The organism is Bacillus sp. 9.4 (assembly GCF_055486415.1).
This window is the reverse complement of record NZ_JBVFMU010000003.1, coordinates 532,400-555,734: the sequence shown is the minus strand read 5'-3', so window position 1 is coordinate 555,734 and position 23,335 is coordinate 532,400. Positions and strand designations below refer to the sequence as shown.

At 35.6% G+C, this 23,335-nt stretch carries 17 protein-coding genes; 14 read left to right on the top strand and 3 right to left on the bottom strand.

Annotation, left to right across the window (positions count from 1 at the left end):
* Positions 1-11 precede the first annotated feature (11 nt).
* Complete coding sequence (locus ACZ07B_RS14805) at positions 12-785, bottom strand: WecB/TagA/CpsF family glycosyltransferase (RefSeq protein WP_015251089.1); 774 nt, start codon at positions 783-785, stop codon at positions 12-14.
* Between the two features lie 507 nt (positions 786-1,292).
* On the opposite strand from ACZ07B_RS14805, the gene tagD reads away from it, so the two are divergent.
* The 8 genes from tagD to tagH all read left to right on the top strand — a co-directional run bounded on the left by tagD (position 1,293) and on the right by tagH (position 12,313).
* Positions 1,293-1,682, top strand: coding sequence for a glycerol-3-phosphate cytidylyltransferase (tagD, locus tag ACZ07B_RS14800; protein WP_024571912.1), 390 nt, complete (start codon positions 1,293-1,295; stop codon positions 1,680-1,682).
* Positions 1,683-1,780: 98 nt separating this feature from the next.
* Complete coding sequence (locus ACZ07B_RS14795) at positions 1,781-2,965, top strand: CDP-glycerol glycerophosphotransferase family protein (RefSeq protein ID WP_029318767.1); 1,185 nt, start codon at positions 1,781-1,783, stop codon at positions 2,963-2,965.
* A complete protein-coding gene (locus tag ACZ07B_RS14790) occupies positions 2,949-4,349 on the top strand; it encodes a glycosyltransferase family 2 protein (RefSeq protein WP_464877363.1) in 1,401 nt (466 codons plus the stop codon). Before ACZ07B_RS14795 ends, ACZ07B_RS14790 begins: the two co-directional genes overlap by 17 nt.
* A 1-nt stretch (position 4,350) precedes the next feature.
* Positions 4,351-6,426: a DUF6270 domain-containing protein gene (locus tag ACZ07B_RS14785; RefSeq protein WP_464877362.1), complete on the top strand. Its 2,076-nt coding sequence runs from the start codon at positions 4,351-4,353 to the stop codon at positions 6,424-6,426.
* Between the two features lie 31 nt (positions 6,427-6,457).
* Positions 6,458-7,621: a glycosyltransferase family 2 protein gene (locus ACZ07B_RS14780; protein WP_015483777.1), complete on the top strand. Its 1,164-nt coding sequence runs from the start codon at positions 6,458-6,460 to the stop codon at positions 7,619-7,621.
* Positions 7,614-9,710 carry a CDP-glycerol glycerophosphotransferase family protein gene (locus tag ACZ07B_RS14775; protein ID WP_464877361.1) on the top strand — a complete coding sequence of 699 codons (2,097 nt, stop codon included), beginning with the start codon at positions 7,614-7,616 and terminating at the stop codon, positions 9,708-9,710. The genes ACZ07B_RS14780 and ACZ07B_RS14775 overlap by 8 nt, the downstream gene beginning before the upstream one ends.
* A gap of 172 nt (positions 9,711-9,882) precedes the next feature.
* The gene (gene tagG, locus ACZ07B_RS14770; RefSeq protein ID WP_029318771.1) at positions 9,883-10,710 is read left to right on the top strand and encodes a teichoic acids export ABC transporter permease subunit TagG; all 828 of its coding nucleotides are present in this window, start codon (positions 9,883-9,885) and stop codon (positions 10,708-10,710) included.
* Between the two features lie 19 nt (positions 10,711-10,729).
* A complete protein-coding gene (gene tagH, locus ACZ07B_RS14765; protein ID WP_464877360.1) occupies positions 10,730-12,313 on the top strand; it encodes a teichoic acids export ABC transporter ATP-binding subunit TagH in 1,584 nt (527 codons plus the stop codon).
* Between the two features lie 38 nt (positions 12,314-12,351).
* Here the strand turns inward: tagH and galU are convergent, their stop codons facing one another.
* Entirely contained in the window at positions 12,352-13,230 is an 879-nt protein-coding gene (galU, locus tag ACZ07B_RS14760; RefSeq protein WP_017695322.1) for a UTP--glucose-1-phosphate uridylyltransferase GalU, read from the bottom strand.
* A gap of 340 nt (positions 13,231-13,570) precedes the next feature.
* Here galU and ACZ07B_RS14755 point away from each other — a divergent pair, with 340 nt between their 5' ends.
* The 4 genes from ACZ07B_RS14755 to wecB all read left to right on the top strand — a co-directional run bounded on the left by ACZ07B_RS14755 (position 13,571) and on the right by wecB (position 19,644).
* On the top strand, positions 13,571-14,938 hold the full coding sequence (locus tag ACZ07B_RS14755) for a hypothetical protein (RefSeq protein ID WP_464877359.1): 1,368 nt from the start codon (positions 13,571-13,573) through the stop codon (positions 14,936-14,938).
* 34 nt (positions 14,939-14,972) lie between these two features.
* The gene (locus ACZ07B_RS14750) at positions 14,973-16,493 is read left to right on the top strand and encodes a glycosyltransferase (RefSeq protein ID WP_464877358.1); all 1,521 of its coding nucleotides are present in this window, start codon (positions 14,973-14,975) and stop codon (positions 16,491-16,493) included.
* 75 nt (positions 16,494-16,568) lie between these two features.
* Positions 16,569-18,479, top strand: a complete 1,911-nt coding sequence (locus ACZ07B_RS14745) for a glycosyltransferase (protein ID WP_024571906.1) — start codon at positions 16,569-16,571, stop codon at positions 18,477-18,479.
* A gap of 22 nt (positions 18,480-18,501) precedes the next feature.
* Positions 18,502-19,644 carry a non-hydrolyzing UDP-N-acetylglucosamine 2-epimerase gene (gene wecB / locus ACZ07B_RS14740; protein ID WP_464877357.1) on the top strand — a complete coding sequence of 381 codons (1,143 nt, stop codon included), beginning with the start codon at positions 18,502-18,504 and terminating at the stop codon, positions 19,642-19,644.
* Between the two features lie 40 nt (positions 19,645-19,684).
* Here wecB and tagU read toward each other — a convergent pair whose 3' ends face one another.
* Complete coding sequence (gene tagU / locus ACZ07B_RS14735; protein ID WP_015251104.1) at positions 19,685-20,605, bottom strand: polyisoprenyl-teichoic acid--peptidoglycan teichoic acid transferase TagU; 921 nt, start codon at positions 20,603-20,605, stop codon at positions 19,685-19,687.
* Positions 20,606-20,817: 212 nt separating this feature from the next.
* Between tagU and ACZ07B_RS14730 the strand changes: the two genes are divergently transcribed.
* On the top strand, positions 20,818-21,141 hold the full coding sequence (locus ACZ07B_RS14730; protein ID WP_015251105.1) for a hypothetical protein: 324 nt from the start codon (positions 20,818-20,820) through the stop codon (positions 21,139-21,141).
* A gap of 27 nt (positions 21,142-21,168) precedes the next feature.
* Entirely contained in the window at positions 21,169-23,322 is a 2,154-nt protein-coding gene (locus ACZ07B_RS14725; RefSeq protein WP_029946111.1) for a SpoIID/LytB domain-containing protein, read from the top strand.
* Positions 23,323-23,335 lie beyond the last annotated feature (13 nt).

The following is a 23,335-nucleotide window of genomic DNA, read 5'->3' as shown; positions in this document are numbered from 1 at the left end:
TTTAAGGCCCATTACAGATGGCGTGATTGATCTTTGACCTGTCCCGTATATTGCGGCTTTGCTGAAGTTCGTTCATGTTTCAGCACGGCTGTAACATACTTAGGAATGCTAAGCATTCTTCTCCAGCGCGCAGGGTTTGTGATCAGCCTGTACATCCATTCAAGGTGAAAACGGATAAAAAATGAGGGCGCTCTTTTGACATTGCCGCTGAACACATCAAAGCTTCCGCCCAGCCCTACAGAAACAGCCTGAGGGAATAGATGTCGGTATTTATGGATAAAGAACTCCTGATTAGGATAACCTAAAGCAACAAATACCATGTCAGGATTTGAGGCTGCGATCTTGTCTGCCACCTCCCGTTGATTTTTCACATAACCGTCAGAATATCCGGCAATTTCAATCCCAGGATAATCACGTTCGACTCGCTCGATTGTCTGAGCAATCACATGCTTAGCTGCACCGTAAAAGAAAACCCGTTTTTTCTTTTGATCAGCCTTCTCAAGCAAAGACGTAAACAAATCATAACCGGCGATTCTGGATTGAAGCGGCTTACCAATTAGCTTGGAAACCAATACAACACCAATGCCATCCGGCAAAATAAAATCAGCAGATGAAAGAACCGCTTCATAACGCGGATTTTGCATCGCTTCAAATCCGATTTCAGGATTCGCTGTTACGATGAACGCACCTTTATTCTGGTCCAAAAATGACGTTTCTAAATGTGATACAAATGAAGTCAGTTCACCGTCTACAAAATCTAATTGATTAATGGGTTTCGTTTGCATCGTATCAACCCTCCTTTTCATCTATATGTCTATAAAAAACACGTGTCATTCGTATAGTTTGATTAAAGACTCTTTGTCTGAAAACATTTTACTCTATCTTACCACAAAAATCTTTAGGAACTTTTAACATTCACATTACAATTCCTTCACGTTTTGACGATGAATTAATATGAGGAGGGCGTACAAAATAAATGACGCAGCAGAAAGAAAATCGTTTCACTTAAAAACGCGACAAAAGATTCGATTTTTTCGAAAAAGAAAACTTGTTATAATGGGTATGGATAAGACATTAGACCTGTAAAAATTATACATCAATACAACGATGATACCAAAAAATGCTGATGATTGACATTTTTAAAGAGCCTTAACTTTTATAGGAACTTATGCTATTATTGTTCAATATTAATGGTACGTAAAAAATGTGTCGAAATTATAAACAATCTGTTAAGGTTTGTGGTTTTTTTCTGGTACTCTCAGTTGAAAACGGTTGGAAGGTGATGTTATCTGATGAAGAAAGTGATAACGTACGGAACATTTGATTTATTTCATTATGGACACATGAAGCTGCTGCAAAGAGCAAAAAATCTGGGCGATTACTTAATCGTAGGATTATCTACAGATGAATTTAATCTTCAAAAACAAAAAAAATCGCATCATTCCTATGAACATCGAAAATTCATTTTAGAAACAATTGATTTTGTGGATGAAGTGATTCCCGAAAAAAACTGGGAACAAAAAATTTCAGATATTCAAAAGTACGATATAGATACATTTGTGATCGGCGATGATTGGAAAGGGAAATTTGACTTCTTAAAGGAATATTGTGAGGTCATTTACCTTCCGAGAACAGAAGGCATTTCAACTACCAAAATCAAAAAAGACATGGCTAGTTTATAGAAGACTAACTTAAAGAGGCTTGAAGTAATTCAGTTGCTTCTTTTTTTCTTGTTTGCTGAGATAAGTATTTAATTGTTCGAACATTTAAGGAGTCTAAGATGAAATCAAAGATTTTAATGAAATATAGAAGTCTATTGGTCAGAGTATACTCAATTGCTTTTAGAATAATTGGGCTTTTGCCCAGGAATGAAAAATTAATCATCTTCGAAAGCTATTCCGGCAAACAATTCAGCTGTAATCCACGAGCAATTTTTGAGTATCTTGAGGAAAATAAAGATAAATATGATTACCGATTAATCTGGAGTATAGATAAAAGAAACAAAGATTTATTTGATAATTTAGATGTGAAATATTTAAAAAGATTCTCTCTCAAATGGCTATGGTATATGGCTACAGCGAAATATTGGATAACAAACAGCCGCTTGCCGTTATGGATCCCAAAACCGAGAAAAACCACATATGTGCAGACTTGGCACGGAACTCCCCTAAAAAAACTTGCAAATGACATGGACGAAGTACATATGCCCGGCACGACGACTGAACAATATAAAAAAAACTTCCTGAAAGAAGCTAGTAAATGGGATTATCTCATTTCCCCTAACGCTTACTCTACGGAGATTTTTAGAAGTGCTTTTCAGTTTAAAAAAGAAATTATTGAATCTGGTTATCCGAGAAACGATTTATTATATGCAGAAAATAGAGACGATATTAGTAAAAGGATTAAAAGAAAACTAAATATTGACGATAATAAAAAAATCATTTTGTATGCACCTACATGGAGAGACAATGAATTTTATGGTGTGGGAAAGTATAAATTTGACTTACAACTTGACTTAGAAGAATTACAAAAAGAATTTGAAGATTCTGCTGTCTTTTTATTAAGGATGCATTATTTAGTGCGAGAAAACTTTAATTTGCAAAAATATCATCATTTCATTAAAGATGTTTCTTTGTATCAGGATATCAGAGATTTGTACTTGATAAGTGACATATTAATTACTGATTATTCATCAGTTTTCTTTGATTTTGGCAATCTAAAAAAACCTATCATTTTTTATACCTATGATTTAGAACTGTATAGAGATAAATTAAGAGGCTTTTATTTCGATTTTGAGCAAAATGCTCCAGGTGAAATTGTAGTAAATAAAAAAGAACTTTATTTGAAATTGAAAAATATTATTCAAATGGGCTCTATACCAAATAAATACAATCAATTTTATAATGAATTTTGCTCTATTGAAGATGGTTTTGCTGCTAAAAGAGTAATTGAAAGGATTTTTTAGAGTCAGGAAGGAGGTTAGTATTATATTCTCATTAATTATTCCAGTTTATAATACGGAAAAGTACTTATTAGAGACGATAAATAGTGTCATTAACCAAACGCTTGATTTTGAAAAATATGTTCAAGTCATTTTAATTGATGATGGTAGCACAGATGATAGTAAAAAAATTTGCGAAGAACTGCAAAAAAAGTACCCAAACAATATAAATTATAAAAGGATAAATAATACTGGGCCATCTGCAGCGAGAAATATGGGACTGAAACTAGTCAATGAAACATCTGAATATATTGGATTTCTTGACTCTGATGACAAAATATCTCTTGAGGCCCTCTATCAAGTAAAATCTTTTTTTGAGGCAATGGGAAGTAAGGTAAACATTGCAGTCTTACCGATACATTATTTTGGTTGTAGAGAAGGCGAACATAAATTGAATTATCGCTTTCTTAAAGGAAATAGGGTAGTTAACATTTTGAATGAATATGACGCTCCTCAATACTTTATAGGGGGAAGTTTTTTTAAAAAATCTCTTCTGCAAAAATATGGTTCAAAATTCAATGAAGATTTGGACTTTTGGGAAGACGCCCTTTTTATGAATAAATTGATATTAAACGAGTCCTGTTACGGGGTTGTAGCAAACGGAAAGTATTTTTACAGAAAAAGGTTCGAAAGCAATTCGTTAGTTGATACTTCTTGGTCATCAAAAAAACGTTATACAGATTTTTTGAAAAATTCTTATTCAGTTTTATTTGAATGGTCTAAAGAAATTTATGGTGAGATACTTCCTTATGTACAATATTTAACTGCTTATCATATTAAACTATATTTATACCCTAAAAATAGAGATCAAGCTACAGATATTTTGAATACTAAGGAATTTAATCAATTTATTCTTGAGTTTAAAAATATTTTAAGTGAAATAGAATCTAAATATATTCTGTGTCAAAACATGAATAGTTACTATAAAGAGCTAATGTTAGAGTTTAAGAATGAAAAATATTTATATGCTCATGGTGTTGAAAAGCTAAAAAAGAAAAATATCACTATAAATGATGTTAAATATAAAGGATACTTTTTAGTTTTAAAAGGCCATTTTATTAATGAACTTTATGAGATGAAAAAAGATGACAGAATTTATCTAAAATATTTTAATAAAAAAATATATGCCAAACAAATACAACTAGATGAAAAAATAATTATATGGGGCCATAAAGTTAGAGATTATAAATATGCAGGTTTTAGTTTAAAACTTCCCATTTGGATTTTAAAATTTTCAATCGGATTAGAGGGAGAAAATTTTTCAGTAGTACTCAATGAAGTTAATTTATTAAAAACTCTTCATAAAAAACTATTATGTATGAATAGTTTAATTGGAAAGGCGAAATGACATGAGTATATTAGATGTAAAATATGATGAGATAAAGGGAAGTTTGAAGATACTTTGCGAATTTAGTAAAGATGAAAATTTCCATGCTTTTTACTTAGAAAAAAAAGTAAATCATCGAGATACAGAGCTTCTTGAAAGAATAAGAATTGAATATGAAGAAATCAATAGTACCTCACTATGGTTAAACGTTGATCTTAACATAATTTTCACTTCCTGTAATATAAGCGAAAGTTTCTGGTCAGTATATATGATGACATCATCGGGGAAGAAATTATTAAAATTTGATCATGGCGAAAAAACTACTTTTCCCTATTTTATACCTCATCAATATTCTATATACAAAGTTAGACCTTATATTGCAAAAGATTGTTCTTTAGCATTCTTTATAAGGCCCATTGATTTTATACCGGTTTTAAATGAATTTAAACAAGACGTAAATAATCAATTTCAATTAAATATTGAATGTGTGGGAGCTGACTACAAAAGCCTTTTGAATAGTCAATTTTCGTTATCTCTTTTAAGACGGGATCAACCTGATTTATATTTTTACTCAGATGAGATAAATATAGCAAAAGATGATAATTCATCGGAAAATTTACATTTCTGTATACCAAAAGATTTATTAATAAATAATGATTTGTACGATGTATTTTTAAAAGCAGAAGTGCCCTTAAATAATGATAATGAATTATTATCCAATCAAAAAGAAGTATATTTAAAAGTTAATATAGAGAAAACTATAATAGGAGTAATCCAAGAAAATAATTATCCTATAAATGAGTTTTACTCTTTAAAGGCAAGTGAAAATGCTTTAAATCAACTTTCTTTTCAAACAGTCAAAAAACTTTCTGCAAATATTAGTAAAGTTGATAACGATGAGGACGAGCAGAAATTTGCATTGGAAATAAAAGGAGTAAATCTGTTTGTAGACACTCATTCCCAGCTGTTTTTTGTGCTGAAGAGAAGAAGAAAACTTGGAAAAGAAGTTGAATATTATGACGAGATTGCACTTCCATTAGAATTTAATGAGAGTCATTTTACAGCAAAAATATTAAAATCAACTACTTTTTCTGAGTCTATTCTTAAAGGAAATGAAGTCTGGGATGCTTTTATTCGCATAAATAAAGAAAATTACTTTATAGAAAGCGAAGTTAGCGTAAATAAAGAAACAACTTATTCATTTAATTACTTTAAAACAAACTCAAAGCATTTAATAAATTCAGATGCTAAATTTTTTGTAAACGGAAAATCTAATCTATCTCTTTTTATTTCAGACCGACAAACAGTAGGAACTAAACCGATCAGAATTGCTGTAATGGGCACTTGCTTCAGTAGAAACCCTTTTAACTCCAGAGATTATTTCAATCCTGGATATAAGAAGATTTATGAGTGTGTTTATACTCAATTCCACTCTTCAATAGTGAGCTTGGTTTCTGAGCCAACCCCTTTTACTCGTGATGATTTTAAAGATATAAAAGAGCAAGATATCAACTTTGTTGAAACAGATTTCAAAAAAGATTTTTTTGAAAAACTTAAAAATTCACAGCCGGATTATCTCATTATTGACCTATACTCGGACGCTGCAAAATCACTTATTCAGTTTAGCGAACAACAATTTGTCAGTGCAAGTTTTATTATAGAACAAAGCCAGTTTTTTAAGAATTTAAGAAATGTAACTATTATTAACCATACTAATAACAAAAAATATTTTGAAATATACAAAAAATCCCTTGATAACTTTATCAACAAATTGACAGAGGTCATACCCGCATCAAAAATCATTTTAAACAAAGGTCGTTTCACGAGTAAATATAAAGATAGTAATGGGGAAATTAAACCTTTTGGAGATCAGGATTTAATTAATAGGAATAATTATTTTTGGGACAAAGTTGATAATTATTTTGAATATAAGCTACCTAGCGTTAAAATTATTGACTTGACAAATACACCATTTATTGGTGATGAGAGATATCCTTTCGGAAAATCATTCTCTCATTACGAATCAGCATATTATAAAAAATTTATGGATCGTTTAAATTCGATAGTACTTGAAGATATACAAACAGAACTAAGGTGATTATAAATCATTATAATAAGGAGAAATTAAGTTGAAACATCCATTAATCAGTGTAGTCTTACCTGTTTATAATGTGGAAGCCTATGTAGAAGAATGTCTTCAATCTATAATTGGCCAAACATTGGGTTTTGAGAAAATTGAAGTTATTTTAGTCAATGATTGTTCAACGGATGGCACAGCGGCTATTCTAGATCGATATGCGGAGCAGTTTACAAACATAAGAGTAATACATTTGGAACAAAACTGCGGAGCACCTGGAAAACCAAGAAATATTGGAATTAATAAAGCTAAAGGTGAATATATTATATTTTTGGATCCTGATGATTACATTCCAAAAGATGCTTATGAAAAATTATATAAGGTCATGGAAAAAAACAAATCAGATTTCGTTATGGGCAAAATGCTAAGCTTTAATGATGAAACTGGAAATACACATGAACATATAACATTTAAAAATTATTTTATGCATAAGCATTATAATAATGTAAATATTGAAACTGTTCCATTTTTCCTTCAAGTAAAAACAGCTGTCTACTTAAAATTAGTAAAAACAAGTTTTTTAAAAAAGCATAATATTTTATTTCCAGAGGGTATGAGAAATGGGGAAGATAAAATTTATGATATGGCTCTCTTCACAAAAGCTGAAAAGTTCAGTTATATACCTGAGTATATTTATTATTATAGGACAAGAAATGATGCAAACAATCTATCGTTGACACAGCAAAATATTAAAAATACCCTAAAAAATGATGTAACTGCTGCATTAAAAATAAAAGAATTTTTAAATGAAGAAGAATACTTTTATTTTCAAATAAATGCTTTTAGGTCTCTATTGTGGAAAATTTGTGATCCTGATTTCAACAACATGTCTGTAACTGAGAGGCTTGAGATATTTGAAATGATTAGACCTGTTGTACAAGGATTTAACCCTGATATTACCGGAAAATATTTTTCTATTGAGAAACCTTTACTTAGTTTGATTGAAAAAAATTTCTTGCTAGAAGCTTTAGAATACAATTCTATGATCGTCTCAAGAAGATGGTGGTACAATACAGGAATAGAATTGCAAAAAATGTTTAAGCGGCAGCAAGCCATCAAAAACTCACTATCTTGGAGAATAACTAAAATCTTCAGAAGCAAAATAAAAGCAACTAAGTTGAAATATAAAATTAAGGAGAAATTGGTTAGTGATTGAAACTACATTATTGATTCCTGTTGGCACCCAAGATAACAACTTAATGCAAACATACATTGATTTTGTTAAAGGTCAAAGTATGAATTGGAATAGCTTGGAGATATTTTTTGTTGTAGACGACAATGATATAGCTGATCAAAATCTAGATGAGAATGTACATTTAATTAGTAGTAAAAATTTTAATATTTCATTGAGTAAAGGAAAGTATGTATTCCTTTCAAATATTGAATATCGCTACGATTCAAATTTATTGAAAAGACTTTCTGAAAAGATGAATATAAATGGGGTATCTGTAATAAAAGCATATAGATTGTTAAATAACAATTTATATGAAAATATAATTGCTTCGAGGATAATGCCAAAACAATATTTGGTTGAGACCGGTTTCTTCTCAGAAAATACTTTTAATCGTGATAATTTAGTTCAATTCTTTTTTGAGCAAGATACAAAGAATATTGAAATGGATTATTTGGGAGAGTGTTTTGTAGATAATGAATTTATAGAATATAGTTATCAATGTCATATCCAATCTTTTAAAAAAATCGTCAGCTTAAATAATGAGCAATTTCTTACGGAATTTGGAGAACTGATATTGGAAACATTAATGTCTTATGTAGATACGAATGTTTTTTTGAATAATTTACTTGATAAAGATCATAGGGATGCGTACGATACAATAAAAAAGATAAGTGAAATTGTTAAGGTAGAGGAGATTTATAACTTTAATGAAGTAGGTTATGGAACCTTTGTTAAATTGATCCAGAAAAATTGTTATTATGAAGCAACAGAGTTTATGAAATTGTTAAAGAGTAAAAGACATTGGTTCAACCAATCAAGAACTTATAAATCTTATTTTGCGAGAGTTCCGTTGTTTGAAAAATCGTTATCTTGGAAATTAACGAAGCCTTTGAGAGACTTAAAGTATCAATTCGGCCATACCAAGCAGATGCTATATAAATATCTTCTTATTTCTTTTACATATATAGTGAAGCTGCTATATAGAAAAGATGTATGGTTAGTCGGAGAGAGATTTGATCAAGCTGAAGACAATGGATACGCCTTCTTTGAGTATTGTAGAACAAATCATCCAGATAAAAAAATCTTTTATATTATTGAAAAAGGTTCCCCGCATGCTGAAAAGGTAAAACGCTTAGGAAATATACTTTATCACTCCAGTTTTAAACATAAATTATATATGTTTTTAGCTAATGCATATATAAGTGCATGGACATTTCAAGAAGGTTTGTATCCATGGCCTTTAAAGGTGTATAACAAGTATTATAAAAAAGTTTTAAGCAACAAATATAATATCTGTCTGCAACATGGTTTAATTATGTATAACATTTCACCTTATTTGCATAAAGAGAAATATAATCAAGATCTCGTTATTAGCAGTTCAGAAAAAGAAAAAGAGATTATACTTAATACCCTAGGTTACAATAGTGATGAAGTTGTCGTAACTGGTCTTTCGAGGTTCGATAGGCTGTCAAAAAATAAATCAAATAAAGACCAGATTTTAGTTATGCCGACCTGGAGAAGAAGTTTAGTTCAAATGAATAAGCATAACTTTTTGAAATCTAAGTACTTCCTCTCTTACCAGAATTTGCTTAAAAATGAGAAGTTCCTTAATATGATAGAGGATAAGGGAATTGAAGTCAAATTTTATATACATTATCAAATGCAGAAGTATATAAAAAATTTCAATGTTGATCATCCACAGATTGAAATTTTAACCAAAAATAATGCAATAGTATCTGATTTGATTAGAGAAAGTTCTTTATTGGTTACAGATTATTCATCTGTTTCTGCTGATTTTTTGTTTATGAATAAACCAGTTGTTTTTTATCAATTTGATCCTTATGATAATCATTCCATCAGAGTAAATGAGATTAAATCTGAAGACATTGGAATAGTTGCATCAGATGAAGAAACTGTTGTAAATAACATAATTGAGATATGTCATAGAAACTTTGAAATAGATAAGCAATTTAAAGAGAATTCTAAGAAGATCTTTAAATTTAAAGATGATAAAAATAATGAACGTATCTATAATACGATCTTAAACACTGTAAAAAGAGCAAATAGATAAGAACATTGTAGAAAAAACCGATGGATTAAATCTGTCGGCTTTTTCTATACATTAAATTTAGACAGCTAAAATGTGAAAAAAAACTTAATATCTGTTACAATATTCACCGGTGCTTTCAAATTTCTTTAACCGAAAGATCCAAAAAATCATTTAAGTCTAAGGAAGATAAACAATGAATGCATTAGTAAGAATCGTAAAAGAGCAAGTGACATCGTTTCCTTTAATTTTGCGCTTAGCTTCGTATGAGACAAAGTCTCAGTATCAGATGAATTATCTTGGCGTATTATGGCAGTTTCTCAATCCTCTCATTCAAATGCTGGCGTATTGGTTTGTATTTGGTATGGGGATTCGTAACAGCAAGCCAGTCATAACAGGTATTGGAGAAGTGCCTTTTATTGTTTGGATGCTGGCTGGTTTGATCCCGTGGTTTTTTATTAGCCCGACGATTCTGGATGGGTCAAACAGTGTATTTAAACGGATCAATATGGTTGCGAAAATGAATTTTCCGATCAGTTCACTGCCTTCTGTCGTGATTGCTTCAAATTTATTTAGTTATTTTGTAATGATGGGTGTTTATGTCATTGTCCTTTTAGCAAGCGGTATTTATCCTAGCTTGCATTGGATACAATATATTTACTATTTAATCTGCATGATTGTGTTTATGTTTTCATTTAGCTTGTTTAACTCTACAATCAGTGTGCTTGTCAGAGATTATCAATTTCTGCTGCAGGCCGTAACCAGATTATTGTTTTTTTTACTTCCGATTTTTTGGAATATCTCAGAGCAGCTCGGGAAAAACCACCCGAACCTTCTGCCTGTGCTTAAGCTGAATCCAATTTATTATTTGATAGATGGATTTAGGAACAGCTTCTTAGACGGAAAATGGTTTTTCCAAGACATGAAGTACACGCTGTATTTCTGGCTGTTCACATTCCTTTTATTGTTAGTGGGTTCTATTCTGCATATGAAATTCAGAGACAAGTTTGTTGACTTTCTTTAATACGTAAGGAGATTGTACGATGAAACTAAAAGTTTCGTTTCGAAATGTTTCAAAGCAATATCATTTGTATAAAAAACAATCGGACAAGATAAAAGGATTGTTTTTTCCGGCTAAGGATAATGGTTTTTTTGCTGTGCGGAATGTCTCCTTTGACGTGTATGAGGGAGAGACAATCGGCTTTGTAGGGATAAATGGATCAGGGAAATCAACCATGTCTAACCTGCTGGCTAAAATTATTCCGCCGACCAGCGGTGAAATTGAAATGAACGGCCAGCCGTCGCTGATTGCGATTGCTGCCGGTTTAAATAACCAATTAACGGGCCGGGACAATGTCCGGCTCAAGTGTTTGATGATGGGGTTAACCAATAAAGAAATTGATGATATGTATGACAGCATCGTTGAATTTGCCGAGATTGGCGATTTTATTAATCAGCCGGTTAAAAACTATTCCAGCGGGATGAAATCGCGTCTCGGTTTTGCGATTTCCGTGCATATTGACCCTGACATTTTAATTATTGACGAAGCGCTTTCTGTGGGGGACCAAACGTTTTATCAGAAGTGTGTAGACAGAATAAATGAGTTTAAAAAGCAAGGAAAAACGATTTTCTTTGTCAGCCACTCAATCGGTCAGATTGAAAAGATGTGTGACCGTGTTGCTTGGATGCACTATGGCGAGCTTCGTATGTTTGATGAAACAAAAACGGTTGTCAAAGAGTATAAAGCGTTTATTGACTGGTTTAATAAGCTGTCGAAAAAAGAAAAAGAGACATATAAAAAAGAGCAAACGGAAGAGCGGAAGAAAGAAGATCCTGAAGCGTTTGCCCGTTTCCGCAAAAAGAAGAAAAAGCCGAAATCACTGGCTAATGCCATTCAAATTGCTATTTTGTCTATCCTGACTGTCTTCATGGCGGGAACGATGTTCTTTAATGCCCCGCTTCGTACAATTGCTTCGTTTGGCGCTATTCCGCAAAATGAAGTGAAGAACCATCATGGCGATGCAAAGGGCAAGTCAGAGGAACGCTTAACCGCAGTTAATAAGCAAGGGTTTATTGCAGCTGAAAAAGCGGCTGCTTATAAGGATCAGGGTTTGAAACAGAAGGCTGACGTTACACTGCCATTCGGTACCGAGGTGACAGTAGCTGCAAAAGGCAAACAAGCAGCGAAAATAAAGTTTAACGGACAGTCTTATTTTGTGAAAAAGAGCGGTGTTGCAACTAATATGAAACCTGCTAAATTGCATGCCGCTGCCTTTACACCTTATGTTTCGCAAAACGCAGCATCTTCCTATGAATACTTTCTGAAATTCCTGGGAGACAACAGAACCAGCATTCAATCGAAATTGAATGGATATACTGAAGGAGATACAGCTGACGGCAGAAAAACGTTAGATTTTGATTATGAAAAAATCAGCTATGTGGTGGAGAATGATAAAGTAACAGAGCTTATTTTTCATAACAGTTCTCCTATCAACCCGGCGTCACTATCCTTAAGTGATAGCGATGTATTGTATGACAGCAGCAAGAAGCGTTTTCTTGTGAATACAGATGATCAGGTTTTTGCAGTTGATAATGAAGAGCATACACTGACTTTGATGTTGAAATAAAAAAAGGCTATTGGATGAATGTCCAATAGCCTTTTTGTTTAGATTTCTTCTTTGTTTAGTAAACCTTCCATAAATGGAACGAGCTGATCGCGAAGCTCTTTATCTTGCATCGCAAATTCTAGAGTTGTTGTGATAAAGCCGAGCTTTTCACCAACATCATAACGCTTGCCTTCAAAGTCGTAAGCAAACACTCTTTGAATTTCATTCAGTTTTTGAATGGCGTCTGTGAGCTGAATTTCTCCGCCGGCGCCAACCTGCTGCTCTTCTAAATACATGAAGATCTCAGGCGTGAATACGTAACGGCCTAAGATGGCAAGATTAGAAGGTGCTGTGCCTTTAGGCGGTTTTTCAACGAAGTTTTTCACCTGATAACGGCGGCCTTCACTTGTCAGCGGGTCAATAATGCCGTAGCGGTGTGTTTCTTCTTCAGGCACCTGCTGAACACCGATAATAGAAGAAAGTGTTTTTTCATATTCATCCATTAATTGGCGCAACCCTGGTGTGTCAGCCTGAACAATATCGTCTCCAAGCAGTACCGCAAACGGCTCATCGCCGATAAAGTTGCGCGCGCACCAGACAGCATGTCCGAGACCTTTAGGTTCTTTTTGGCGGATATAGTGAATGTCAGCCAGGTTAGAAGCCTTTTTCACTTTTTCAAGCAGCTCAGTTTTTCCTTTTTCTTCTAGGTTTCTTTCAAGCTCAGGAGAGTAATCAAAATGATCCTCAATCGCACGCTTGCTTTTTCCTGTTACGATAATAATATCTTCAATACCGGCTTCAACAGCTTCTTCAATTATGTATTGAATGGTAGGTTTATCAACGATAGGAAGCATTTCTTTCGGCATTGCTTTCGTAGCCGGCAAGAATCTCGTTCCGAGACCTGCGGCAGGGATTATGGCTTTACGTACTTTTTTCAATTTCAAAGCACCTTCCTTAAGAACAGATTTAGGGTCACTCTTTTGAATGCTGAGTATTTAAAATGTTTGAGTTTCTTTTCTCATCAATACCCTATTTTCATTCTGTTAAACACATTTAATCATATAAGAAAAACCAATATTAAACAAGAGTCAATTCAGTGACTTTGGGGTCGAGGAAATACAAAAAAATATCATTAATTGATAGATAAAACAGTTTCACCTGATCCGGTATTTCAAGAAACATAACAGCTTCTTCATCTCTAGAGCCTGCTCAGCAAAAGTGATATAATGTAGTTCTGAAAATGTGACTGTACGAATTTATTCGAAAGGTAATAAATAGATGATGACGATTAAGGTTTCTACTCCAAAATTAGCATTTGTTTGTCAAGAGCTGAATGCTGCAAAAAAGTTTAGTATCAATACGATCGATTGGAATTATCCAATGGAAATTGTCACTTTACATCATGAGCCCAATGGGCCTTCTTCTTTTAAAGATACTGCTGTTATTAATATGTACAGCTACTTTAAAGGTTCTGAACCTCAGAAAGATAAAATCAAGCATCCGATTGAACAAGACGGTTTAACATATATTCAAGAACCAAATAAGCCAATTTATCGTTATTACAATAATGGACGTTATATTAAATATCAAAGGTTTACAGCATCAGGAGAACTTGCTGTCATTGATTACTTTAATGAAAGCAGGCAAAGATTTAAAAGGGAAGAATATGATTTGTCTGGATATGTACACAGCTTAATGTACATGGATCTGGACACTAACAAACCGAAGCAGCATCTTTATTTAAGGGCAGATGGCACTTGTTATATGACAAAATGGTATAAGAATGATGGAACAACTGAAAAAATTGTCATTTTTGACGAAAAAGAGAATATAGTCAGTGTATTGTATTCAGAAAATGAACTTGCCCGTTATTTTCTGAGCCGCTTGATAAAGGAAGCGGATTATTTATTTATGACTTCTGAAGTTGAGTTATATACTACATTAAAATCTCTTTCAGTTGAATATTCTTCCATGTATCTAGGTTTTATAGAGACGAATGAGATGTTGGAAAACCCTGAAAAGGAAATAGGCCACCTTAATGCTTTTGTGGTTCCTTCCTTGAAGAGATATCATGACATAATTAAAAATACGGGGCCTCGCACAAATATTTATTACGTTTCTGAAGAGCCGTTTACCCGCAAGCGTTTTGTGGACAAACTAATAGATCAGGTGCCATTTAATAATCAATTGAAGGATATGAATGTTGAGCTGTTAATGGCAGAATGGCAATCAAAATCCGATTTATATTTGTCAGCCAAGATTGAATTTAAAGGCTGCATTCCTCCCCATTCTGTTGGCCGCCATAAAATGTATTGGAAGTTAAAAAATAAAAAGAGCGGCACTGAAAGCACGTTTAACGCAAAAGTAAACAGCGAGGAAGAACTAATATTTACCGTAAGCGGTACACTTCGTGTTCACTCTGTATTAGATCAGTTGTCCACCATTGAATTGTATCTCTGTTCCGAGTGGGATAATAGCTTCTTTGCATCAGGTGTGCGAATAACCGATTCAAAGGAAATTCCATTATCAGAACAAAGTATTTCAGGCTGGCAAGTTACTTTAGAAAAAGAAAATAATTATTTGCGTGTTCAGACTGCCGAGGGATTTCGGAGAAAATTAATGAAACGGCTGTTTGTAAAAAAATAGCAGACAAGGTTTTGCCAGAAGAAGGAGCTTGAAGATGAGAAGGATCTTTTCACTTATATATGAAATAGACATTGAAAAAGGCGGCATTACAAGCTCTATGATGTCAAGATCTTTTACATTTGCGGAGCGCGGCCATAAAATCGATTTGGTTACACTTGATTATAAAGAAAATTATGATCAAATTGAGCAAGTGCTGAAGAGCGCTGGAAGGCTGCATGCTGATGTAAATATCCTCAATATTTATGATGACTATAAAAATCAGCATAAGCATATAAAAATTGGGGAAGTGCAACAAAGTTACTATGATCAAAATCGTAATCGCTTTGAAGAACCATATGCTGCGTATCATAATGAGGAAAAATTAGAAACGGAATACTTCAAGAATGGCTTATATATAAAAAAGAAAAAATGGGATGAGTCGGATAATCTTTTATATGTAGATCATTTCAATGAAAATATGCAAATGACAAAGCGAGAATTCTTTCATGGCGGTTATGTAAATAAAACTGTGATTTTCGATACAAGAAGCGGAAAAATCAATCAAATTCACTACACAGCACCCGACGGTTTTTGTTATTTAACAGAATGGCACCATTTTAAAACAGGAGCCAGTCAAGGAGTTATGCTGTTTGGCCGTGATGAAAAGGAAGCTGTATTTTTCAAAAACAAGCACCAGTTTCATACACATTGGCTTGAAACGTTATGTGAGAAAGAAAAGGACCCTATTATCATCTGTGATGGAGTCGGAAGTGCTTCAAAAGTAAATGAAATGCGTGCAGGATTGGCAAAACGATTTTACTGTGTTCACTCAAATCATTTAGATTATCCTTATACGTTAGGCAGCAAAGTTCGAAACAATCATCAATATGCGATGGAGCATATTAAGGATTATGACGGGCTGATCGTATTAACGAATGAACAAAAAGAAGATATCATGAAGGATTTTGAGTCGAACAATAATATTTTTGTTATTCCTCATGCACCAAGAAGGCTTGAAAAATTACAAACGTATGAAAAAAAGAAAAACGAGTTTGTCATGGTGGCCAGATATCATGAGGAAAAAGGGATCGATAAGGTCATAAAAGCAATGGGAATCGTAAAAAAATCCCGGCCGGATATTGTCCTGAATATATATGGCAGCGGTCCCAGCTATGAGGAATACCAGCAATTGATCGATGATCTTAAGTTAGATAATGTACATTTAAAAGGGTATGTCGCAAATCCCGCTCCATTTTATCAGCAGGCGCTTGCTACATTATTAACATCAAAATTTGAGGGGTTTAGTCTCGCGATTTGTGAATCGTTTTCGTGCGCAACCCCTGTTATCAGTTTTGATGTGAAATACAGCCCGAGGGAGCTCATAAAAGAACACGAAACGGGAATGCTTGTAGAACCTGATAATATTGACATGCTTGCTGAAAGTATCATTTATTTGTACGACAACCCTGAGAGAGCCATTCAATATGGAAAAAACGCAAAGAACTTAATGGATACTGAATATAGTGAAGCCCGATTATTTGAAAGATGGGAAGAAGTATTTGAAATAACGAAATAGTACGTTTTTGCACCATTTTTGTTCATTATATGAGCTTTTGCGAATGAAATAGAAGCGGATAAGGATAGAGGTGTCATGGTGAAAATCACTGCAGCAGTACCCACATACAACTCAGAACATTTTATCTCCCGCTGCCTGGATAGTCTGGTTCAACAAACCATGCCGAATAATGAGTACGAAATTATTTGTGTAGATGATTGTTCACAGGATGGCACGGTTTCAATATTAAAAAAGTACAGTGAACAGTATTCTAATATAACGATTATAGAACGAGAAAAAAATTCGGGAGGGCCGGGGGAGCCGCGAAACCAAGCGATACGTGCTGCGAACGGTGAATACATTTTTTTTATTGATTCCGATGATTATTTAGGAATCGAAGCGTTCGAGAGAATGTATCAATTTGCAAAACAGCATGATTCAGATATTGTGCTTGGGAAAATGGTCGGTGTAAACGGCAGATCGGTCCCGCAAGCTATTTTTAAGGAAACGAAACCTGAGGCGGATCTTGTAAAATCTCCGCTTGTTTACTCAATAGGACCCACAAAACTTTTTAAAGTTTCACTGCTTAGAATGCATGACATATATTTCCCCTCTAATATACAGGCTACAGAGGATCAGGTATTTGTCATGCAGGCTTATTTAGAAGCGGACAAAATTTCTGTCTTGGCCGATTATGATTATTACTATGCTGTACAGCATGACGGCGAGCATATGACGTTTGCATACGTTGCGCCCCAAAGCTACTATGGCGCAATGAAGGTAATCATAGATATGATTCGTAATAGCCGTCTTTCACATAATCGCAAAATGAAGTTTATGGCGAAATTTTTGAATCGTCATTTTGATTTTTCCAGAACAACGGACTTTACCGTAACAATCGAGGACGAACGGGAGCAGCAAACATGGATGACAGAGCTGCATCATTTTGTTGAACAAAATATACCACGGGAAATTGATAAACTTGTTCATTCTCATACGCGGTTAAAATTACACTTTGTACGCCATAATGACCTAAAGGGCTTAAAGCAGTTTGAAGCTGATAAAGAAAATATGGCCCAATATACGTCAGTTAAAAATGGTCATATCATAGCAAACTATCCCAGCCTTATCTCATATCATTTGGCAGAGAATGAACGGATTGTTGATGACAGAAACAAAATCAGTCATTACGTGAGCGAATTTCAAATGAAGGACAACACTTTCACATTAAGAGGGTCGGTTACCCACACGGCTTTACAACCAGAGCATCAAGCTATGCAAACTTTATACGGCATTTGGGTGCACCGTGATAGAAAAACTGAAAAAATCATTTCTCCAGTGTATTCCAAGGACGGAGAATTTGAATTTCTCACGAAGTTTACTGATTTGGCTATTCATGAAGAAGATATTGGTGTGTGGGATTTCTTTATTGAATCGGGGATAGACGGCTATAAAAAACGCGTCCGAATTGGCAGCAGCAGAGAACCGTATCCTTATTCAAAACATGCTAAATATATTGGGAATAACGGGGAATATGCTTTCAGCGCACGGCCGTACTTTACTAAAACCTATGATAATTTGTCGGTGGATATCAGAAAGCAGGAAGTTCTGAAAGTCGAATTCAGAGATAATGATTCGGACCAGCATTTAACGTTCGTATTTCCTGGAAGCCAATTGTTTTTCCCGAAGCAATCTTTATTATTGCTCGAATGCAATAACCAAGAGTTTTTAATACCAATAAAAAATCAAATCAGTTCAGCTGATGGGACAGTGATACAGGTTGATCGGAATCTCGTTCAGCAAAAGTTTGCTCCGGCTTATTTACAAAACACCAATATTGTTTTATCCATTAATTCTTATAAAACCACATTGGTTCCGAAAAAGGATGTCAGTGTGTACTTTTGCAGTAAAAATATTGAAAAAAAGCTATGGTGCTTTAAAATAAAGAAGAAAGTAGATCTATTTATACAATCGGACCAATCGAAATTCTATCTAACAGCCCGTTAAACAAAGAAACCAGGTGACAAATATGAAAAAACTAAAAGTTATGACCGTTTTCGGGACCAGGCCTGAAGCGATCAAGATGGCACCGCTTGTGCTTGAATTGAAAAAATATCCTGAAATAGATTCCTATGTAACGGTAACTGCACAGCACAGACAGATGCTCGATCAGGTGTTAGATGCGTTTCATATCATGCCTGACTTCGATTTGAACATTATGAAGGAGCGGCAGACACTGGCAGAGATTACGTCTAACGCACTTGTAAAATTGGATGAGTTGTTTAAAGATATCAAACCCGATATTGTGCTTGTCCATGGTGATACAACGACGACGTTTGCCGGAAGCCTAGCCGCTTTTTACCATCAAATTGCTGTCGGTCATGTGGAGGCGGGGCTCCGTACAAGGAATAAGTATTCCCCGTTTCCGGAAGAGCTCAATCGACAGATGACAGGGGCGATTGCTGATTTGCATTTTGCTCCGACAGGCCAGGCGAAAGACAATTTATTAAAAGAAAACAAAAAGGCCGACTCTATTTTTGTAACGGGCAATACAGCGATTGACGCACTCAACACAACGGTTAGGGATGGTTACTCACATCCTGTTCTCGAGCAGGTGGGTGAGGATAAAATGATTCTCTTGACGGCTCACCGCCGGGAAAATTTGGGCGAGCCAATGGAAAATATGTTCAAGGCCATCCGCAGAATTGTAGGGGAATTTGAAGATGTACAAGTCGTTTACCCTGTGCACCTGAATCCAGTTGTCCGGGAAGCGGCTCAGAAGCATTTTGGTGATTCTGACAGAGTGCATCTGATTGAACCTTTAGAGGTGATTGATTTCCATAACTTTGCAGCGAAATCGCATTTTATATTGACAGATTCGGGCGGCGTGCAGGAGGAAGCCCCATCTCTCGGGAAACCAGTGCTTGTTCTACGTGATACGACGGAACGGCCTGAAGGAGTGGAAGCGGGAACGCTGAAACTTGCAGGTACGGATGAGGAAAACATTTATCAGTTGGCAAAACAGCTGTTAACTGATCATGATGAGTACAAGAAAATGTCCCAGGCTTCTAATCCGTATGGAGATGGAGAGGCTTCTCGCCGGATTGTGGAAGAATTGCTGTTTCATTACGGGTATCGGAAAGAACAACCGGATTCATTTACAGGCAAATAAAAAAGAAGCTTTGCACATTGTGCGAAGCTTCTTTTTTGTTTTACTTTTCGAGGCTTTCCTTCAGCTCTTTTGTAATATCGGAAAGGGCGCTTTCATCAGCTTGGTAGTAGTAAATTCCATTGATTTTCGTGCCTGTACCTTTTAGTTCGTGCTGTTTAATATGTTTCCGCGCACCTTTGTAATCGGACTGGATATCCCACATGTTATCGAAGGTCAAGTTCGTTTTCACATTATCTTCAACAACTTTAAACATATCTCCGAATTTCGTGATGGAAGAAATATTAGCGCCTTTATTAATAATACCTTGGATGACTTGGCGCTGGCGGTCCTGGCGTCCGAAGTCGCCTCTCGGATCTTCTTTTCTCATCCGGGTATAAGCGAGCGCTTCTTTTCCGTTCAGCGTGATTTCTCCTTTGCCGAACGAATAACCGTCATAACTAAACGCGAATGTGCTGTTAACTGTAATGCCGCCAAGTGTATCAACAACGTCTCTAAAGCTTTCCATGTTCACTTTCACAAAATAATCAACCGGAACATCGAGGAAGTTCTCAACAGTGTCTACCGTCATCTGCGTGCCGCCGAAAGCGTATGAATGGTTGATTTTATCCATTGTGCCTTTTCCGATAATTTTTGTATACGTGTCACGCGGAATGCTGACCATGTCGGTTGTATTCGTTTTTGGGTTAACGGTCATATAAATGAGCGTATCGGCACGGCCCTTATCGCCGTCGCGTTCATCCACACCCATGATTAAGACGGAAAAAGGATCTTTTTTATTGATACTGACCTCTTTATCCCTCTTTTTCGATTTATCAATGCTTTCATGAATACTTGCCACGGTTGATGCTGCTTTATGCCATAAGTAGTATGCATAGCCGCCAGTTCCGAGTACAAATACGGCCACAATGGCTAAAATGACAAGTAATGCCTTTCTTTTTTTCTTTCTTTTTTCAGCTCTCATAATAAAGTCCTCGCTTTTTTGTAATCTAGTACGATTATAAGTTTCTTAATATTTGAAAACAACTAAAATTTGTCTGATTCTTTACAATAGACGGCTCCTTGTAACAAATGTTTCGGTATTTTAAGAAAATCCGCAAAAATTTTTCGTTGTTTTGAAAGAAATCTTAAAATAAGCTTAAAATTGTCGATAAAAAGTGGAGAGGTGATATAGGAATGAAAAAAATTGCTATTTTAATGTTCTCAATGCTGCTTCTTTTGTCTGCGTGCGGCACAGCTCAGAACTCATCAGGAGCAGAAACAAATTCAGACAGCCAGGATGCAACTGCAGAAGAGACAGTAACGAAGGAAGGCACTTTTGCCGGTTTGGCGGACAGCCATACAATTGCAGTCACTATTGATGATAAAGAGACGTCGATTCAGGTTGGTTCAGACCTTCAGGACAAAATGAACAGCATTTCAGAAGGGCAAAAAGTTGTTGTTAAATATACAAAAGATTCAAATGGCGCTTTAATGCTTAAGGATCTTGAGACAAAGTAATAAAAAACTCTTAGGGGGTTCCATGTTTTGAAAAAAATGAAGCTCTTGCTTCTATCGTCAGTCACTGCGGCGGCTGTAGCATGTCCGGCGTTTATGCAGACTGCGAAAGCCGCAGATAAAACCATTTCGGTTAAGCTGAGTAATTATGTAGGCAGCAAATCAAGTTTGGATGTCGATATCACAGGCGGATATGAAATTTCCGGCTCAAGAATTGCGGATACGGAGCGATATGGAGGAGCAACCCGTTTTGATGTTGCCAATAATGTCGCCTCTGCCGGATGGACAAATCCAACGACTGTGGTCATTGTAAATCGGGACGCTTTTGCCGATGCGCTCTCAGCAACCCCGCTTGCCAAAAAGTACGATGCACCGATTTTATTAACAGACGCAGATTCGCTAACACCAAAAACAGAAAGCGAAATTGCAAAATTAAATCCTGACAATATTCTCATCATTGGCGGGACAATCAGTGTTTCTAAAAATGTAGAAAATACATTAAAAAAATATGGTTCTATCGATCGGATTGGCGGAGCAACCCGTTACGAGGTTTCTAAAAACATAGCCGATCGGATGGGGAATTACAGCCAGGCAGTAGTGGCCACAGGCATGGTCTTTACGGATGCCCTGTCAATCGCGCCATATGCTGCAATGAACGGTTATCCGATTTTACTTGCGGGAGACAATAACATCCGCAGTGATTACAAAATTCCAAGCAAGGTTACAATTGTCGGCGGTCCGTTGAGTGTCAGCACTGGTGTGGAAGCTGCATTAAAAAAGAAGGCAACTGTGAAACGGATTGGCGGCGTTTCACGATATGAGGTATCTGCCAATATCGTTAAAGAATTAAATATGAAAGCAACAAAGGTATTTATGTCAAACGGCCAAACATTCGCGGATGCATTAACGGGATCTGTGCTTGCAGCAAAGCAGGGAAGCCCTTTACTGCTGGTTGAATCAGGCAGCCTGCCGTCACCAGTCGCTGATGTAGTAGCGTCAAAAGGAACTCAGTCATTTGCGCTGCTTGGAGGAAGCATTTCCATCAGTGATACGCTAAAGAACAAACTGGCAGATACTTTTGCAGGAACTGGATATACAGTCAAGTTAACCGGCGGAAACCTAGTGCTTTATAAAAACAGTACTGCAATCAAGTCGCTTGGAACGTCTTTTACAGCACAGCCTAAAAAATATGCAACTACAAATTCTATCAGTTTGAACGGAACGCCATATCTCGGAAACATGAAATTTACAATAGAGTCAGGCAAATATGTTCGGCCAATCAATGTGAATATCCCCTTTGAAGATTATTTAAAGGGTGTTGTTCCTCATGAAATGCCGGCCAGCTGGCAGAAAGAAGCGCTTAAAGCCCAAGCTGTCGCAGCGAGAACTTATTCCATCAGTTCGGCCGGAAAAGAAGTACAAGACACCACCGCTTTTCAGGTATATGGCGGATATGACTGGAATTCAAAAACTTCAGAAGTGGTCGAAGCTACAAAAGGAAAAGTTTTGAAATACAATGGGAATTTGATTTCAGCTACGTATTCCTCAAGCAACGGCGGCTACACAGAAGCGAGCGGTGAGGTGTGGAGCAGCCAGCTTCCTTATTTAATCGCCAAAAAAGATACGTACGACCCGCAAATCAGCTGGTCTCTGTCTTTAAATAAAACCCAGCTTGATAAGAGCAGTCTGAATCTGAAAAGCCCGGGTTCATGGTGGAGCTCTAAAAATGAAACAAACTCATCATATTTGAGCGGTTTGAAAAGCTGGTTTATTAAAAATAAATACAGCAATGCCGAGTCTATCAAAATCACGAAAATATCCAGTGTGAAATTCAGCACGGAGAAAACTGCCGGTCAGCGGCCGGAAACAGCAAGCGTCACATTCTCATATTTCGTGAAAGAAAAATCAAATGGCTATATCCTGTCAAATGGAAGCCTCAGTGAAAAAACAGCAACAATTACTGTACCTGCAACAGAGCTGAGAACGATGCTTGGCGCTTCCAATATGAAGAGTACATATGCTTCTGTCTCAAGCAATACAAACGCCTTTCTCATTAGCGGTAAAGGATACGGACACGGCATAGGCATGAGTCAGTACGGAGCCAATGCCAGAGCAGCTGCCGGACAATCTTATACAACAATTTTAAGTTTTTACTATCCGGGAACAACTCTATCAAGCTATTAAAAGATTGTTAGAG